The sequence below is a fragment of the Lentilactobacillus farraginis DSM 18382 = JCM 14108 genome, assembly GCF_000583655.1.
GTDB lineage: Bacteria > Bacillota > Bacilli > Lactobacillales > Lactobacillaceae > Lentilactobacillus > Lentilactobacillus farraginis.
In genome coordinates, this window is record NZ_BAKI01000001.1 from 1 (window position 1) to 18,767 (window position 18,767).

General features: G+C 42.8%; 9 protein-coding genes and 5 pseudogenes. All 14 read right to left on the reverse strand.

Annotation, left to right across the window (positions count from 1 at the left end):
* Positions 1–1,785 (reverse strand): translation elongation factor 4 (gene lepA / locus JCM14108_RS00005; RefSeq protein WP_035177130.1); only part of this gene is annotated, 1,785 nt, incomplete at its 3' end.
* A gap of 192 nt (positions 1,786–1,977) precedes the next feature.
* Positions 1,978–3,126: a molecular chaperone DnaJ gene (gene dnaJ / locus JCM14108_RS00010; RefSeq protein ID WP_035177132.1), complete on the reverse strand. Its 1,149-nt coding sequence runs from the start codon at positions 3,124–3,126 to the stop codon at positions 1,978–1,980.
* A 108-nt stretch (positions 3,127–3,234) separates the two neighbouring features.
* Positions 3,235–5,108, reverse strand: a pseudogene (dnaK, locus tag JCM14108_RS00015) (molecular chaperone DnaK).
* A 26-nt stretch (positions 5,109–5,134) separates the two neighbouring features.
* Positions 5,135–5,776, reverse strand: a complete 642-nt coding sequence (gene grpE / locus JCM14108_RS00020; protein WP_035177135.1) for a nucleotide exchange factor GrpE — start codon at positions 5,774–5,776, stop codon at positions 5,135–5,137.
* An 18-nt stretch (positions 5,777–5,794) separates the two neighbouring features.
* Entirely contained in the window at positions 5,795–6,835 is a 1,041-nt protein-coding gene (gene hrcA / locus JCM14108_RS00025) for a heat-inducible transcriptional repressor HrcA (protein WP_035177137.1), read from the reverse strand.
* A 125-nt stretch (positions 6,836–6,960) separates the two neighbouring features.
* Positions 6,961–7,916: pseudogene (ribF, locus tag JCM14108_RS00030) on the reverse strand (riboflavin biosynthesis protein RibF).
* A 17-nt stretch (positions 7,917–7,933) separates the two neighbouring features.
* A pseudogene (truB, locus tag JCM14108_RS00035) lies at positions 7,934–8,844 on the reverse strand (tRNA pseudouridine(55) synthase TruB).
* A gap of 90 nt (positions 8,845–8,934) precedes the next feature.
* Complete coding sequence (gene rbfA / locus JCM14108_RS00040) at positions 8,935–9,288, reverse strand: 30S ribosome-binding factor RbfA (protein WP_035177139.1); 354 nt, start codon at positions 9,286–9,288, stop codon at positions 8,935–8,937.
* A gap of 88 nt (positions 9,289–9,376) precedes the next feature.
* Complete coding sequence (gene infB, locus JCM14108_RS00045; RefSeq protein ID WP_035177142.1) at positions 9,377–11,860, reverse strand: translation initiation factor IF-2; 2,484 nt, start codon at positions 11,858–11,860, stop codon at positions 9,377–9,379.
* A gap of 4 nt (positions 11,861–11,864) precedes the next feature.
* A complete protein-coding gene (locus tag JCM14108_RS00050) occupies positions 11,865–12,182 on the reverse strand; it encodes a L7Ae/L30e/S12e/Gadd45 family ribosomal protein (RefSeq protein ID WP_035177144.1) in 318 nt (105 codons plus the stop codon).
* Positions 12,172–12,470 (reverse strand): annotated as a pseudogene (gene rnpM / locus JCM14108_RS00055) (RNase P modulator RnpM). Before rnpM ends, JCM14108_RS00050 begins: the two are co-directional and overlap by 11 nt.
* Positions 12,471–12,489: 19 nt before the next feature.
* The gene (gene nusA / locus JCM14108_RS00060) at positions 12,490–13,770 is read right to left on the reverse strand and encodes a transcription termination factor NusA (RefSeq protein WP_035177146.1); all 1,281 of its coding nucleotides are present in this window, start codon (positions 13,768–13,770) and stop codon (positions 12,490–12,492) included.
* A gap of 14 nt (positions 13,771–13,784) precedes the next feature.
* Positions 13,785–14,258 carry a ribosome maturation factor RimP gene (gene rimP / locus JCM14108_RS00065; RefSeq protein ID WP_035177149.1) on the reverse strand — a complete coding sequence of 158 codons (474 nt, stop codon included), beginning with the start codon at positions 14,256–14,258 and terminating at the stop codon, positions 13,785–13,787.
* 148 nt (positions 14,259–14,406) lie between these two features.
* Positions 14,407–18,728: pseudogene (locus JCM14108_RS00070) on the reverse strand (PolC-type DNA polymerase III).
* Between the last annotated feature and the right edge of the window lie 39 nt (positions 18,729–18,767).

An 18,767-nucleotide genomic window follows, 5' to 3' on the forward strand; every position in this document is an offset into this window, starting at 1 on the left:
TTGCGGAATATCAACCTTTCCAACTGCTTTCATCCGTTTCTTACCCGCTTTTTGCTTTTCAAGCAGCTTCATTCGCCGGGTTCGATCACCACCATACAACTTGGCAGTTACATCTTTCCGGTAAGCTTTAATGTTCGTTCTGGCAATAATCTTGGCACCAATTGCAGCCTGAACCGGTATTTCAAAGTTTTGTCTTGGAATGATGTTCTTTAATCGGCCAACAATATCTCTGGCCCTGGTTGCAGCAAACTGACGATGGGAAATAAAGCTTAATGCGTCCACTTTATCACCATTTAGCAGAATATCAATCTTAACTAAATCACTTGGCCGATAGTCTTCCAATTCATAATCCAAGGAAGCATAGCCATGGGTTGCCGATTTCAGCTTATCAAAAAAGTCAAAAATAATTTCAGAAAGCGGCATGTGATAGACCACGTTAACCCGGTATTCATCCAAGTATTCCATTGTCTCAAAAATCCCCCGCCGATGCTGACAAAGTTCCATCACGGGGCCAACATAGTCGTTTGGCACCATAATGGTAGCCTTGACGTAGGGTTCGGAAATCTGCTTAATTGATGAACTGTCAGGCATTTCCGAAGGGTTCTCAACGGTTTTAACCGTCCCATCCGTTAACTGGGCTCTGTAAGTAACTGACGGGGCTGTGGTAATCAATTCAAGGTTAAATTCCCGCTCCAAGCGTTCCTGCACAACATCCATATGAAGCAGGCCCAAGAAGCCACAACGAAAGCCAAATCCCAGTGCTTGAGAAACTTCAGGTTCAAATTCCAAAGCCGCATCGTTCAACTTTAATTTTTCAAGTGCTTCCCGCAGATCATCAAACTTGGCATTATCCGTTGGGTAAAGACCGGCATAAACCATCGGGTGCATTTCACGATAGCCCGGCAATTCTTTTTCGGCCGGCTCATCTGCGTTGGTTACTGTATCACCGACTCGCGTGGTTGTGATGTCTTTAATGCTGGCTGTAATGTAACCAACATCCCCAGACATTAAATAATCTCGTTTAACCGGTTTGGGCGAATTCACGCCAACTTCAGTTACTTCGTATTCACTACCGCTATTCATCATGCGAATCCGATCACCTGGTTTGACCGTGCCTTCAAATAAGCGAACACTCAGGACAACCCCACGATAATCATCGTAAACCGAATCAAAAACCAGCGCTTTTAACGGTCCCTGAACGTCACCACTTGGGGCGGGTACTTTATGGACAATCTGCTCAAGCAGCTCTTCAATCCCGACCCCTTTCTTGGCACTGGCTAAAACAGCATCCGAGGCGTCAATGCCAATCACGTTTTCAATTTCTTGGCGAACTTTTTCCGGTTCGGCAGATGGTAAATCAATCTTATTGATAACCGGTACAATTTCCAAATTATCATCAATTGCCAAATAAACGTTTGCCAGTGTCTGAGCCTCAACACCTTGGGCAGCATCAACAACCAGCACTGCGCCCTCACAGGCAGCCAAACTTCTTGAAACTTCATAAGAAAAATCAACGTGGCCCGGCGTATCAATCAAGTGAAATTCATAATCATGACCATCCTTGGCATGATAGGTTAATTCAACCGCATTCAGCTTTATGGTAATGCCCCGCTCACGTTCCAGGTCCATGTTGTCCAACAACTGATTTTTCATATCCCTTTTAGCCACAGTATCGGTCATTTCGAGGATTCGATCGGCAAGTGTCGACTTCCCATGGTCAATGTGAGCAACAATTGAAAAATTCCGAATATATTTTTGATGCTCTTTCATTTTTTTTAAATCCATGTTGTTCTCTCGCTTTCATTATCTAACAAATTTAACTTATCCATTCCAGTGTAATGAAAAAATGGTGTGGGCGCAACACATTACTTAACCCGAAAAAACGGACCATGACAAAGTTGATGTTTGCCAACAGTCCGTTTCCAACGCTATTCAAATAGGTTATTTGCGCAATCCACAGGTTCGGGAAACCAGCCGCTATTTTTTATCAAAAGCATCCTTTACTTTATCAAAAAAATTGCTGGCACCTTTACCACTGCCGATATTTTCACCACTTGCCTTTGCAAAGGCCTCCATTGCGATTCGCTGCTCCTTATTCAAGGTCTTAGGTGTTGTAACGGTAACAGTTACCCGTTCATCACCATTGCCGTTACCACGCAATCTGGGAGCACCTTTGCCTTTTAGTCGAAAAGTCGTCCCGGTTTGCGTGCCGGCAGGAATTTTCAGTTCAACGTCACCATGGACCGTCTTAACCTTAATTTTACCGCCAAGTGCAGCTCTGGCAAAGCTGATTTTTTGATCCACATAAATGGTTGACCCATCACGGGTATAAACCTTACTTGGTTTAACCCGGAAAACAATATATAAATCACCATAAGGGCCACCATTAGCACCGGCTTCTCCTTGTCCCTGCAGCCGCATTTGCTGACCATCGTCAATTCCAGCAGGAACCTTAACTTCAACTTCATGACGCTCGTCGACGTGACCACTACCACCACAGGTTGGGCACTTTTCTTTGATCTCTTTACCCGTACCATGACAAACTGGGCAGGTTTGACGCGACTGCATCCGGCCCAGTGGTGTATTGGTTTCCGTCACAACAAAGCCACGACCGCCACAACGAGAACAAGTAACCGGCGAAGTCCCCGGCTTAGCACCGGATCCGCCGCAAGTTTGACACTCAGCCTCACGATTATACTTAATTCGGGTTGTTTTGCCAAAGATTGCTTCTTCAAATTCCAACGTCATTTGATACTGTAGATCACGGCCCTGCCGGGGTGCAGACGGATCAGCACTTTGCTGCCGGTTGCCAAAGAATTGACTGAAAATATCATCAAAACCAAAGCCACCGCTATCAAAATTACCGAAGCCGCCAGCACCGGCGCCACCACCAAAGCCACCGGCAGCCCCTTCTGCAGATCCATATTGGTCATAGTTAGCCCGCTTCTGCGGATCGCTTAACGTTTCATATGCTTCATTAATTTCCTTGAACTTTTCTTCAGCGTCCGGGGCCTTATTAATATCCGGATGCCATTTCTTGGACAATTTACGATAGGCATGTTTGATTTCATCGTCGCTGGCATCCTTAGAGACCCCGAGGACATCATAATAATCTTTTTTTGCCATTAGAAACTCCCATCTTCAATCAAATCTATACCATGTTAGAATACCATATTTTAACAAAAAGCCAAAGCCAGTTGGCCTTGACTTTTTGTCCTAACAAGTTTCTAAAGATTACTTTTTGTCGTCGTCATCATTATGAACTTCGTGGAAGTCACCATTGACCGTTCCATCATCATTGCCCTTATCAGAAGAGCCGGCATTTCCGCCTTGGGCTTGTTGACTACCTTGAGCCTGGTCACCCTTTGGGGCCTGCTGTTGATAAAGTTTAACAGCCAAATCCTGAACAATCTTGTTCAAATCGTCTTTTTTGGCTTTCATGTCATCAACATTATTATCTTCCTTGGCTTTCTTCAAAGCATCACGAGCATCTTCAGCTTTCTTGATTTCGTCATCGGAAACCTTGCCCTTTACTTCTTTAAGTGTCTTATCAGTTTGGAAGATTAATTGATCAACTTCATTGTTCAAATCGGCTGATTCCTTACGCTTCTTATCAGCTTCCTCGTTTTCCTTGGCTTCCTTCATCATCTTTTGAATTTCTTCATCAGAAAGTCCCGAGGAATCTTTGATCGTAATCTTTTGCTGCTTACCGGTTCCCTTATCCTTAGCCGAAACGTTAACGATACCGTTTTTATCAATATCAAACGTTACTTCAATTTGAGGAACACCTCTTGGTGCAGGCGGAATATCCGTTAATTGGAATTGGCCAAGCGTCTTATCATCAGCTGCCATTGGTCGTTCACCTTGGAGAACGTGAATATCAACGGCTGGTTGATTATCAGCAGCGGTTGAAAAGACCTGTGACTTGGAAGTTGGAATTGTCGTGTTTCGATCAATTAACTTCGTGAAGACACCACCCATGGTTTCAATTCCGAGTGACAACGGCGTTACATCAAGTAAAACAACGTCCTTAACATCACCGGTGATAACCCCACCTTGAACGGCAGCACCCAAAGCAACCGCTTCATCAGGTTGATTGAATGATTGGATTCCTTACCAGTCCATGACTTAACTGCTTCCTGGACGGCTGGAATTCGAGTTGAACCACCGTTTAGGATAACCTGATCAATATCGGAAACTTGTAAACCGGCATCCTTTAAAGCATTATCAAACGGTGTCTTGGTCTTGGCAACCAAGTCAGAAGTCAATTCGTTGAATTTAGCCCGGGTCAAAGTTGTTTGCAAATGCAACGGGCCGTTTTCACCAGCTGAAATAAATGGCAGACTGATTTCGGATTCGGTTACACCGGAAAGATCCTTTTTGGCTTTTTCAGCAGCATCCTTCAATCGTTGCAGTGCCATCTTGTCCTTTGAAAGGTCAACCCCGTTTTCCTTCTTGAAACCATCGATTAACCAATCCATGATTCGTTGATCGAAATCGTCACCACCAAGATGGGTGTCACCATTTGTCGAAAGTACTTGGAAAACACCGTCACCTAATTCAAGGATGGAAACATCAAACGTGCCACCACCCAAGTCATAAACCAGGATTTTTTCATCCTTATCCTGCTTATCAAGGCCGTAAGCCAAAGCAGCGGCAGTTGGTTCGTTAATGATTCGCTTAACGGTTAAACCGGCAATTTTACCGGCATCCTTGGTGGCTTGACGTTGCGCATCGTTAAAGTAGGCCGGAACCGTAATAACTGCATTTTCAACTTTATCACCAATATAATCTTCAGCGAACTCCTTAATGTACTGTAAGATCATTGCCGAAATCTGCTGTGGCGTATACTTTTTACCATCAATATCTACTGTGTAACCTTGTTCACCCATATGACTCTTAATTGAATGAACTGTGTTCGGATTGGTAATTTCCTGACGTTTTGCCACTTCACCAACCGAAGGCTTACCATCTTTAAACGCAACAACGGATGGCGTTGTTCTTGAGCCTTCCGGGTTTGGAATAATTTTTGGATCGCTGCCTTCCAATACGGCAACTGCAGAGTTGGTTGTTCCTAAATCAATACCAATAATTTTATTACTTGCCATAGATAATCCTCTTTTTCTTTCAAGATTTATTTTGCAACGACTACCATTGCCGGTCGAAGTACCCGGTCTTTCATACGGTAGCCATCCTGCAAGACTTTTGTCACAGTATCAGCCGGATGTTCATCATCCGCGGCTTCTGTCTGAATTGCCTGTTGAAACTTCGGATCAAACGGTTTGTTCAATGCCTCGATCTTTTCAACACCGTTATCCGCCAACGCCTTCGTTAAATGTTCGAAGACCATCGAAACCCCTTTTTTCAGTTGCTTGCCGTTTTCGTCAGTTGCTTCAACGGCTAAAGCCCGCTGAAGATTGTCAACGATCGGCAATACATCATGAGCAAGCTGTTGACCATCATATTTAATCAAATCGGCCTGCTCTTTTTTCGCATGGGTCTGAATGTTCTTCATATCCGCTTCAGCTCTCAAATATCGATTTTCCATATCATCCAGCTTTTTCTGCAGATCAACGACCGTTTGTTTCAACTTAACGACTTCCGCGGATTCGGCATGTTCAGCCTTGGATGCTGTTTTTGCCTTTTTAGCTGATTTATTTTCTTTAGTGTTGGCATCCTTGGCTTTCTTGCTTTGATCGTCAGCCGTTTGTGATGTTTGATCATCCGTTGATTTTTCACGTTTCGACTTCAATGAATCATCTTTTTTATCTGCCAAACAATCGCCTCCTTAAAATCAGTTTTCATCATCGTAGTACCCCAAAAGTTTTTTGGTTAACTCTTCTCTTAGCGCACCAACAATGCCAATGATTTTTGAGTAAGGCATTCTCGTTGGGCCAATAACAGCGATCACACCATGTCCATACTCATTTAAATCATACGTTCCGGTAATAATGCTATAGTCTTTTAACAAATCGTTTCTCAGCTCACTGCCGATTCGAACCTGGACATCTTGTGAACTTGGATTAATAATCTTTTGAACCGTATCTTCCGTATCCAGCAAGTTGTAAAGCGGCTTTAGCCGATCAATATTCTGCCGCTCAGCAAACTTCAACAGATTAAGCTTGCCATCGACATGAACTCGATCGCGACCGGCTTCATTCAGCATTTCACCAAAAATCTTTAAAAAGCCTTCCGGTGTCTGAATATACTTGGTCATGAGCATCGGAATATCAAGCCGCAGCTTATCAGCAACCTGAGAAATCGGCTTACCAACCAGCTCGGAATTGATGATATTCACGATTGTCTCCAATTGTTCAGAAGAAACATTTGTCAATCGAAAAATTTTGTCAACAACATGACCGGTATTGGTAACGATAATCGCCATTACCTGCCGATCATCCAACTTGACCAGCCGAAAACCACCCAGCTTGAGATTATCTCCCGGTTCAGGATTAAACGTAACGGCCATGTAACTGGTCAAGTCCGAAAGCACCTTTGCCGATTCCTGAATGATTTCGTCAATTCGATTGAACTCACTGTTAAAAGAACTTTTAATTAAGTCTTCCGCACTGTCATCCAAAGGATCCGGCTGAACCAAGTTGTCAACATAGTACCGATAACCTTGCATCGACGGCACCCGTCCTGATGAAAAATGCGTTTTTGTAATTAAGCCCTTTGATTCAAGTGCAGCCATGTCATTTCTAACCGTCGCGGAACTCACGTGGGTTGGAAACTCGGAAGCTAATGCCTTGGAACCAACTGGCATTCCTGTCCTTGTATAATCGCGAATGATTATTTTAAGAATATCCTTTTGCCTATCCGTCAGCACTAACATCACCTCTTTTTAGCACTCGAAGTACCTGAGTGCTAAGGCACATTTATAATTTAACAAACCCTATGTTATAAGTCAAGGGAATACGGGCGCTTTTTAGCAATAAATTCATTTGAGTGCTAATGGTGCTAATCCAAAATATCAGGATGAACGCTTAAATAGTTTCGGGTGAGCTGTTCATCCCGATCCAACTGCTCAATTAATTCATCCGCTGTTTGAAATTTAATTTCACCACGGACATGCGCCAACCAATTAACTCGAACCACTTCACCATATATATTTTGTTTAAAATCGATCAGATTGATTTCAACGGTCATCGGCCCATCCTCGGAAAATGTCACGTTTTTTCCGATGGAAGCCATTCCCAAGTATTTCTTACCGCCAAATGCCACTGTCACCACATAAACACCGATCGTCGGCAGCCACTGATACTCCGAATGCTCAACGTTAGCAGTGGGATACCCCAACAGTCGCCCCCGCTCTTCACCGTGAACAATGACACCTTTTGTTTGAAACGGCCGCCCCAGTAATTTATTGACCGTTTCAATATTACCGTTATCCAATTCTTGGCGAATTTTTGTTGAGCTGATTTTTTGATCATTGCTTTTTTGGGCGGGTACTGTAATAACATCAAATGTATCGCCGACGTATTTTGGCAGATTTGCCATATTGTCATCGGAAGCGCCCCCATAAGTGTGATCAAAGCCAGCAACTACCGCGACCGGATTAAAGCGGCTTAAAAATTTTTTCACAAAATCACTAGGCGTTTGGCTTTGAAAAAGATAAGAATAATTTACTAATAAAACCACATCTACACCGAACTTTTTGAATAACGCCAGTTATAGTCCAGCAAAGTCAGATACCTTTTTTCATGCGACGTCATTTTTTTATAAACCAGCGCTGGATGATGATCATAGGTCAGAACTGCCAGCTTGGCACCACGTTGGGCTGCTTCATCTTTAGCCCGCTGTAAAACAGCCTGGTGGCCTTTATGAAAGCCGTCAAAAAACCCCATTGCAATAACCGTCTTCTCCGGATAACCGGTATCGGCAGCAAGTGGATAGTGAAGCCTTAGAATCTTCATGATTTGAATTCTCCTTATCAATTATTTGCTAAAAACATTTTAAATGGTCGATAAACCTGTTTTTGATCGTCAAGTTGATAAAGTGCTTTGGTTTGCTGTTGATAATCCAACCTGACAATCGGCGCCTTGACGGGGAAAGTTCTTGATCCAAGAAACCACCGTTTGACACAATCTGCCAATGACGATCGTCCAGTTGATACACTGGATACTGGTCCAGCGCCGTTGTTAAAGATTCAACAATTTCTTTAAGCTGACCATCAGCAGCTGCCTGAGCCACTTGAGACAACGTTACACATTGTGAAATATCAAAGCCACCGCTTTTCGTTCGGGTTAAAGACGACATAACAGCCGGCATATTAATTAATTTGCCAAAATCGACAGCCAATGTCCGCACATAAGTCCCCTTTGAACAAGCTACCTCAAAATAAATTGTTTGGGTTTGCGCCTGTGTATCAAACACAGCCGGCTTAATCTGTTTGAAAGATTTTATATGAATCGGACGGGGATCCCGATGGACTGTTTCACCCTTCCGCGCATATTCATATAATTTGTGGCCATTTACCTTTACTGCTGAATACATTGGCGGGGTTTGCATAATGTCGCCCGTCAGTTTTGCCAATAATTCATCGATTTTTTCTGCCGACAATGGTTCATTAAGCGGCCGTTTCGCAATTAGCCGGCCATCCAAGTCCTCCGTATCATAAGCAACGCCAAGCGTGATTGAACCACGATAGACCTTACCGGATCCCATCAACAATTCACTAATTTTAGTGGCTTGGCCGATACATATCGGTAAAACGCCATCAACACCGGGGTCAAGCGTCCCGGTATGACCAATTTTTTTCATGTGCAAAATTTTTCGCAGTTGACTAATGCAATCGTGACTTGTCATCCCACGTTCTTTATACAGTGCAATTACGCCATCCATTTTTAATTCTCCTAAAAAGTTCAATTGTTCAAATTATATCACAAAAAACTGCCCAACTATTAACGGCTGAGACAGTTTTTTTCGAATTTCCTATTGGTCTTCACGCTTTAATTTATTAATCAAGCGGTCGATCTTATCACCATATTGAACAGACGTATCTAATTCAAATTTTATTTCAGGCGTTTTGTAAATACTTAAACGGGAACCAAGTTCGCCCCGGATTAAACCGGTTGCTTTTGTCAATCCCTGCGCAGTTTTTTCTTCATCGGCTTTATCATCCGAAAGAATACTATAATAAATCGTTGCCTGCTGTAAGTCACCGGTTACTTCAACCCCAGTTAAAGTAACACCCTGAACTCTGGGATCCCGAACCCGCTTGAGTAAAATGTCATTAACTTCCCGCTGGATTTCCTGTTCCAAGCGGCCAACGCGATAATGAGCCATCTAAACACCTCCATCATCCCAAAATAGATTGCTTAATCATCCGTATTCATCAAATGATTAAATCAACTTCTTTCAGTTAATCGTTGGCTTACTTAACAGGTACTTCTTTCATTACGTAAGCCTCAATCACATCGCCGACTTTGACGTCGTTATAGTCTTTGATTGTTAAACCAAGCTCAAAGCCCTGCTTAACCTGATTAACATCGTCCTTAAACCGTTTTAAACTGTTTAATTCGCCGGTATATACAACGACACCGTCACGAATCAACCGGACTTTACTGTTTTTATTGACGACACCACTGACAACCATCCCACCGGCAATTGTGCCGACTTTGGATGCCTTATAAATTTGGCGAACTTCAACTTCACCGGTAACTTCTTCTTTATAAGTCGGTGCCAACATACCTTTCATCGCGGACTCAACCTCATCGATTGCGTTATAGATAACCTGATGAAGCCGAATATCAACATGATCGCTATCAGCTTGAGATTTGGCCTGTGGCGTTGGCCGAACGTTAAAGCCAATAATAATCGCGTTACTTGCCTCGGCTAACGCAACATCACTTTCATTAATAGCACCAACTCCGGAATGGATAATGTTAACCTTAACACCCTTAACCTCAATTTTCTTGAGACTGTTTGCCAATGCCTCAACAGACCCCTGAACATCTGCTTTGATAACGATGTCAACTTCCTTCATTTCACCTTCTTCAAGTGAATCAAACAAGTTATCCAACGTAACTCGGTTCGTCTTTCGGCGTTCTTCGATCTGGGCTTCCTCAGCTCGTTCTTCACCGACCGAACGGGCTGTCTTTTCATCTGAGAAGACAACGAACCGGTCACCGGCTTCTGGAACATCGTTTAAGCCGGTAATGGAGACAGGCATTGATGGCGTAACCTTTTTAAGATCGCGGCCACGTTCATTGGTCATTGTCCGCACTCGGCCAAAGGTGTTCCCAACAACGATCGGATCACCAACCCGCAGTGTCCCCTGCTGAACAAGCAAAGTAGCGACTGGTCCCTGACCTTGATCAAGCCGGGCTTCAATAACGGAGCCAACGGCTGGCTGATCCGGATCAGCCTTTAATTCGAGCATTTCAGACTCCAGAATAATCATATCCAGCAGCTCATCAATATTTTTACCAAATTTAGCAGAAATATCAACAAAAATGGTATCGCCGCCCCAATCCTCCGGAATTAAATTATACTTGCTTAACTGTTCCGTAACGTGATCCGGATTGGCATCGGGCTTATCAATTTTATTAATTGCGACAATAATTGGTGTCTTTGCTGCCCGAGCATGATTGATTGCTTCGATTGTTTGTGGCATAACACCATCGTCGGCTGCAACCACCAAAACCGTAATATCCGTAATGTTGGCACCACGGGCTCGCATTTCAGTAAAGGCAGCATGCCCCGGAGTATCAAGAAATGTGATGACATTATCACCGTGACGAACCTGATAAGCACCAATTGCCTGGGTAATCCCGCCAGCTTCACCGGCAGTAATGTGAGAATGGCGCAAATGATCCAACAGCGTAGTCTTACCATGATCAACGTGACCCATGATTGTTACAACCGGTGGTCGTGGTACCAAATGCTTGGCATTCTTCATTTCCTTTTCAAAAATTTCATCCAAATTGGAAAGATCTTCATGAACCTTTTCTTTGGCATCAATCCCATAATCAGCAGCTAAAATTTCAATCGTATCCTTATCAAGGGATTGATTTTGATTAACCATCACGCCAAGCATAAACAGCTTTTTAACAATTTCAGCCGGCTCCCGGTGCAAAATCTTTCCGAGATCCTGAGCATTCATACCATCTTCATATTCCAACACAGATGGCAGTGGTCGGGATTTTCGTTCCGGTGCACCATGATGTTCAACCTGGCGAAGTCGTTGATTCTGTTGCTTACGCTGCTTCTTGTTTCGCTTTTTATTGGCCTTGCGTGAGCCACCACGTCGATTTAGGCTGCCGCCAAATCGGCCGCTGCCGGTATTTCGATTATTATTACTGCGATTTTCATTACTGGTATTTGAATGATTCTGACGGTTTGGCTGGCTGCTGTTACCAGTCCGGTTTGTTGATTGACTTTGTGAAGTCGAATTGTTGGTTTGGACATTACCAGTCCGCGAGCGATTATCATTGTTTCTTTGGGAATGGTTGTTTCGATTTTGATGATTTCGCTCATTGGCAGTCCCTTGATTATTAGTGTGACGCCCCTGCGAGGAACTGTTCCGATTTTCAAAGCGACCGTTTGAATGTTGATTACGGCTTTCGCTTCGAGAATGATTGGATTGCTCGTTATGTTGTTTTTGATGATCGCCCTGACGATTCGTTTGCGAACCATGTTGAGAACTTGACTGATTATTATGATTATTTCGAGGCCGATTGGTTGAAGTAGATTGATGACGCTTCTGAAAAATTTGTCGAATTTGTTTTTCTTGATTTTCATCAACTGTCGACATATGATTCTTCACATCAATTCCACGTCTACTAGCTTCGTCGATCATCTTTTTGCTGGAGATATTGAGTTCTTTGGCTAATTCATAAATTCGCTTTTTCCCCATATCATCACTCTCCCTTTATCCTATTTGTTAATTCAATCATTTTTTTTGAAATACCAGGATCCTTGATCCCAATAATTGTTCTTTTCATACCAATAGCGTTACTTAACACTTCTTTAGTGTACATTGAATTGACAGGTACATGATAGTAATTTGACTTGTCCAAGAATTTCTTACGAGTTGCCGCACCGGCATCGGCCGCAATAAACAAGAAATGGACCTTTCCGCTTCTAATTTCGGTCAAAAGGGTGTCTTCACCCGAAACCAGTTGATTCGCTCTGCGGGAAATTCCCAGAAAGTTTAAAACGGCTTGTTTACTTTCCATTCTCAAACAACTCTTTTCGAGCCTGTTTATGATCAACGTAAGCAATTAAGTCATCATAAAAGTTATCTGCTAATTCCGTTGAAAAGACCTTTTCAAAAACATGTTCTGCTTTGGCTTTTTTGGCGACCTCCACATTAATGGAGATATAGCCCCACGGCCCGATTTTTTCCCGGTTTCATCAATTGAAACCTGGCCTTCAGCGTCACGGACAATTCTAATCAGTTCCTTTTTAGGAGCCATTTCACCCGTCACAATATCTTTTCGCATCGGAATTTTTCGTTTTTTCATAATGATCGCCTCCTAAGAGTTAATCTTGATCCGATGACGAATCTTCATTTGATGAATCATTACTTGTCTCACTGGATGAGTTCTCATCCGTTGTTGACTCATCATCTTGAACATCGTCTTGAAGATCTTCATCGGATTCAGTTTGCACTTCTTGGTTGCTACTGTCAACATCATTGTTATCATTCTCAGTAGGCTCGGCATCAACCGAAGAATCATCCGCTGCTACCGTTTCTTGCGCCTTTTGGGCTTTTTCAGCCAAAAATTCTTTGGCTTCAGTTTCTGATTTGATATCAATTTTAAAGCCGGTCAATTTTGCAGCCAACCGCGCGTTTTGACCTCGTTTACCAATTGCAAGTGATAATTGATAATCCGGAACGATAACCGTGCATGCCCGTTCATTATCATCGTCAAAGATAACATCAATTACTTCAGCAGGATTCAAAGCATTGGCGATGTAGCGGGCATCATCTTCATCCCACTCAACAATATCCATATTTTCACCGTGAAGTTCATTCACAATTGTTTGGACTCGTTGACCCTTGGGACCAACTGCTGTTCCCACCGGATCAATATCCGAATTGTTGGAGCGAACAGCTACTTTGGCACGGTCGCCGGCTTCCCGGGCAATTGAAACAATTTCAACAGTGCCATCATAGATTTCAGGAATTTCCTGTTCAAACAAGCGTTTCAACATGCCGGGATCCGTTCGGCTCACAAACACCTGAGGACCCTTTGTCGCATTTTCAACCCGAGTTACATAAACCTTTAGACGCTCCTGTGGCCGATAAACTTCATTTGGCATCTGATCTCGGGGACCCATAACGGCTTCGACTTTATCCAAATTAATATAAACAAATCTGGTATCCTGACGCTCGACGGTCCCGGTTACCAAGTCATCCTCATACTTTGAATACTCATCAAAAATGTTTTCCCGTTCGGCTTCTCGGACTCGCTGCATGATCACCTGCTTGGCCGTTTGGGCAGCAATTCGGCCGAAATTCTTAGGGGTCACTTCAAATTTAATTTCATCACCAATTTCATAACCCTTATTAATCTGCAGGGCATCATCCAAAGATACCTGCATTTGATCATCGGTAACCGTTTCAACAACTGTTTTAACTGCATAAACGTGCATCTCACCCTTTGTACCGTCAAAGGAAACCTCAACGTTTTGGGCCTGACCATAGTTTCGCTTGTAGGCAGAAACCAGCGCCGCCTGCAATGCCTCTATAACGACTTCTTTTTTAATTCCTTTTTCTTCTTCAAGGGCCGACAGGGCACCTAAAAGTTCTTTACTCATTATTAAGTCTCCTCCTAAAATTGAATTGCAAGTCGTGATTTGGCAATTAGATTTTTCGGAATAGTTACGGTATCGTTTTTACCCCACTTGTCATTCTGCAAGACAAGCTGATCTGAATCAATGGATTGAAGGAAGCCTTCAAAAACCTTCTCACCATTTAAATTTTGATACAGGGAAACGTGTACGTACTCACCCACTGCCTGCTCAAGCTCCTGATCGTTTCGCAACGGACGCTCAGCACCCGGAGACGAAACTTCCAAAAAATACTGCTGCGGGATTGGATCCGGATCCATCTCATCAAGCTTTTCGCTCAACTCATCACTGACCAAAACGCAGTCATCAATTGTGATGCCGCCTTTTTTATCAATGTATACCCGTAGGTACCAACTTTTGTTTTCTTTAACAAATTCAACATCAAATAAATAAAAAGCATGTTTTTCTAAAATCGGCTTCACAACTTGTTTGACCGTTTCAACGACATTGCTCAAAAAATAGGCCTCCTAAAATTATCCATTAAAAAGAGCGAGCATTTCTGCTCACTCCTTACAAGTTATTTAGTAAATAAAGTATACCATAAACCAATCACTTGTACAACCATTATTCAATCGGTTGCCCGTTAACAGTGATTTTTACTGGTTACATCATGTCAAATAAGCTTAGTTGATTTTCATCCGGAAGACCATCTAATACATGATTTTCAGTCATAAAGTCAATCAGGGTCTTTGAAACTTTTCCCCGCTTGGACAAATCTTCTTTTGAAATAAACGGCTTATCTTCCCGAGCAGCCACAATCTGTTTGGCAACGTTTAAGCCAAGTCCGGGAACAGAATTAAATGGTGCAATTAAATTCTTTCCATCAATCAACCATTCATTGGCAGCCGACTTCTTTAAATCAACCATCTTAAAATCAAAACCACGTTCCAACATTTCGTTAGCTAATTCAAGAACCGTCAATAAATTCTTCTCTTTTGCGGAAGCTTCCATACCTTTATCGTTGATTTGTCTCATCGCATTTTTAACGGCTTCTTTTCCCCGGCACATTGACACAATATCAAAATCGTCTGCCCGAACAGAGAAATAAGCGGCATAGTAAACCAATGGGAAATAAACCTTGAAGTAAGCGATTCGTAATGCCATCAAAATATACGCAGCGGCATGGGCTCTTGGGAACATATACTTAATTTTTAAACAGGAGTCAATATACCACTCCGGGATCTTGGCTTTTCGCATTTCTTCCTGCCAATCATCCGGAATTCCCCGGCCGTGACGAACACTTTCCATAATTTGAAACGACAGCTCAGAATCCAAGCCCCACTGAATTAAATCAGTCATAATGTTGTCACGACAACCAATCACATTGGCAATTGTGGCAGTCCCGTTTTTAATCAACTCATCTGCATTGCCCAGCCAAACATCAGTCCCGTGAGACAAGCCGGAAATTTGCAGTAATTCTGAATAATTACTTGGATGGGTCTGTTCAAGCATTCCCCGAACAAATCGAGTCCCGAATTCCGGAACACCCAGTGTACCTGTCTTAGATTGAATCTGATCTTCTGTGACACCAAGGATTTTAGGACTTGAGAAAATTGACATAACCCCTGGGTCATCCATTGGAATTGTCTTCGGATTAATGCCCGATAAATCCTGTAGCATCCGAATCATCGTTGGATCATCATGTCCCAAAATATCAATTTTTAAAATATTGTCGTGAATTGAATGGAAATCAAAGTGGGTCGTTTTCCAGGCTGCCGACTGATCATCGGCCGGATATTGAATTGGTGTAAAATCGTAAATATCCATATCTGCCGGGACAACAATAATTCCAGCCGGGTGTTGCCCGGTCGTTCGTTTGACGCCCGTGGCACCCTTGGCTAACCGGTCTTCTTCCGCCTGGCGGTAAGTTCTGCCCTTGTCACGTTCATAGGCCTTAACATAGCCATACGCCGTTTTATCGGCAACTGTTCCAATTGTTCCGGCCCGAAAAACATTTTTCTCACCAAACAACACTTTTGTGTAGTTATGGGCAATTGGTTGATAGTCACCGGAAAAGTTTAAATCAATATCCGGTACCTTATTACCGGTAAAGCCCAAGAAGGTTTCAAACGGAATGTTGTGGCCGTCACCAATCATTTGCGTGCCGCATTCCGGGCATTTTTTCCTTGGTAAATCGTATCCGGAACTGTATTCACCCTTGGTAAAGAATTCCGTATGACGGCAGTGCGGGCAACGATAGTGCGGCGGTAACGGGTTAACTTCTGTAATCCCCGTTAGCGTGGCAACCAAGCTGGACCCAACCGAACCTCGGGAACCAACCAAATAACCGTCTTTATTACTTTTAGCTACCAACCGTTGCGCAATCAAATAAATTACCGAGAACCCATTTCCAATAATACTTTTAAGTTCCGTTTTTAAACGATCGTCAACAATTTTAGGCAATGGATCGCCATACCATTGGTGGGCAGTTGTCATTGTTCGTTCTCGAATTTCGTCTTCGGCGCCTGCCATTTTCGGTGTATAAAGACGGTCCTTCAATGGATGAACATCTTCGATTGCATCAGCAATCTTATTTGTGTTTGCAACGACAATTTCCTTTGCCTTTTCAGGCCCCAAAAATGAAAAATCATCAAGCATTTCATTGGTAGTTAAAAAGTGTAAATCCGGTAATTCCTGACGATTTAGCGGGTTGGCACCCCCCTGCGAATTAATTAAAATCTTTCGATAGATATAATCTTCCGGATTAAGATAGTGAACATCACCAGTAGCAACCACCGGCTTTTGAAGTTCCTCTCCCAGTTTCACAATATTGCTCAAAATTTCTTCCAAATTAGTTTCATCGGAAATTAAGTGACTTTCAATCAATGGCGCATAAGCCGTCTTGGCTGGACTTCTAAATAATCGTAAAAACCGGCTTTTTGCCGGGCTTCATCCATGCCTTTTTGCATCATCGCCGTAAAGACTTCGCCAGAGGCGCAGGCTGAACCGACAATGATACCTTCCCGATACTTTTCCAGTTGGGTTCGTGGCACTCGCGGCACCCTGAAAAAGTAATCAACATTAGATAAGGAAACAATCTTAAACATGTTTTTCAGCCCAGTCTGAGTCTTCGCTAAAATAATTGCGTGAGACGGACGGGCATGCTTATAAGCATCGTTTTCAGTCATGTGGTCATTTAACTCATCATGATAAACGATTCCGTAACGATCTTCGGCATCTTTCAAAAACAGATAGTTAAGATGCCCGGTCGTCTCGGCATCATAAATCGCCCGGTGATGATGTTCCAAATTGACATCAAATTTTTTAGCCAACGTATTCAATCGATATCCCCGCATATTGGGATACAAGAAGCGCGCCAACGTTAATGTATCGATAATGGGATTCTTAATTTCCGACATCCCATGGCGAACATAGCCGGTATTCATAAACCCAATATCAAAAGTAACGTTATGCCCAACAACAATTGCGTCACCACAAAATTCTCGGAATAATTTGAATACCTCTTCTTCAGATTTGGATCCCTGCACCATCTCATCAGTAATGGAAGTTAAATTCGTTGTCTGTTCGGAAAGGTGAAAACCAGGATCAATAAATTCCTCAAATTGATCAATCACGTTATTATTTTTCATTTTAACAGCCGATAACTCAATCACCCGATCATAGATAGCCGAAAGGCCGGTTGTTTCAGTATCAAAAACGACGTAAATGGCGTCCTTTAAGGGGATGTGCTTATCGTTATAGGTGATTGGAACCCCATCATCGACTAAGTTAATTTCAACCCCATACAGCATTTTCAAATCATTTTTTTGGCCCGCGTGAAAGGCATCCGGAAATCCTTGAACCGCTGCATGATCGGTAATTGCCAGGGCTGGATGCCCCCAGGCCTTGGCCTGCTTGGCAAAATCGGTAATATTGTTAGTAGCATCCATCTGGCTCATTGAGGTATGAAGATGCAATTCAACCCGCTTTTCATTTTCCGGTGCGGTATCCTTGCGGGCAATTTTTTTGACCGGGTTAATGTCATATGCATTTAGGGTTAGCTCATGAGAATAGTTATCTTCCTGAACACTTCCCCGAACCTTTACCCAATCACCCTCGTTAATTTCATCAAATAACGCTTCATCTCCTCGATTGGAAAACTTCTTGACTTGAATCGAAGATGTGTAATCGGTAATTTTCATCATCAGTAATTGCCGGCCAGACCTTAGTGAACGAACTTCCTTGTTGAAAATGTACCCTGAAACAACAATCGAACGTTCTTCTTCAACAATCTCTTCCATCTTTGTGACCGGCGCATCGTTACTGATTTTTTTACCGATAACAGCTGAACTGGATCCACCACTGGGATGGCTGGCCCGTTTTTTTGCATTTTCCTTAATTGCCTCATTGGCTTTTTTAACTAACGCAGCGTTTTGGGCCTCATTCTTCTTCTGTAAGGCTTCGATATTTTTCTGTGATGAAGTTTCATCAACAATTGTGTGAATTGAAAAATTCGGGAAACCTGCTTTTTGATACATTTCTTCGATTGGGCCAAGCGCCGTATTGGTCATAAAATTCTTTACAATTTCATTTTCCGCGATAAACTCAATTCTCGAATCGACAATCGAAGGGGCCCGATTGCCGCAAAGTTCTTGAATGAGCGGTGACGTCACCCCGCTATTAACAACTACCCATTGCCAGTATTGCCGCAGCAGCTGTTCATTAAAATGGTCGTTTTTAGGAGTTATATTTAAAGAAACTTTGGCAATTTGCTGAAAAGCCGCTTTTAAACGAGCGTCAAAATCCTTAAAAATTTCGAAGGGTAGTATTTTAGGTACAGAGATATCAAATTGCCAGCGAAGACTCTGCTCATGAACTTCCAGACGATCAATTTTAGCGTCTTGAAAGAATGGTGAGCGCTTCGCCTCCTCCCATTGAAGTTGCTCCAATAACTTCTCAAATAAAGCCTTCTGATCCAAACTCAAAGAGCATCCTCCTCATCTAGTGCAAAAAGAAGCTGAGAA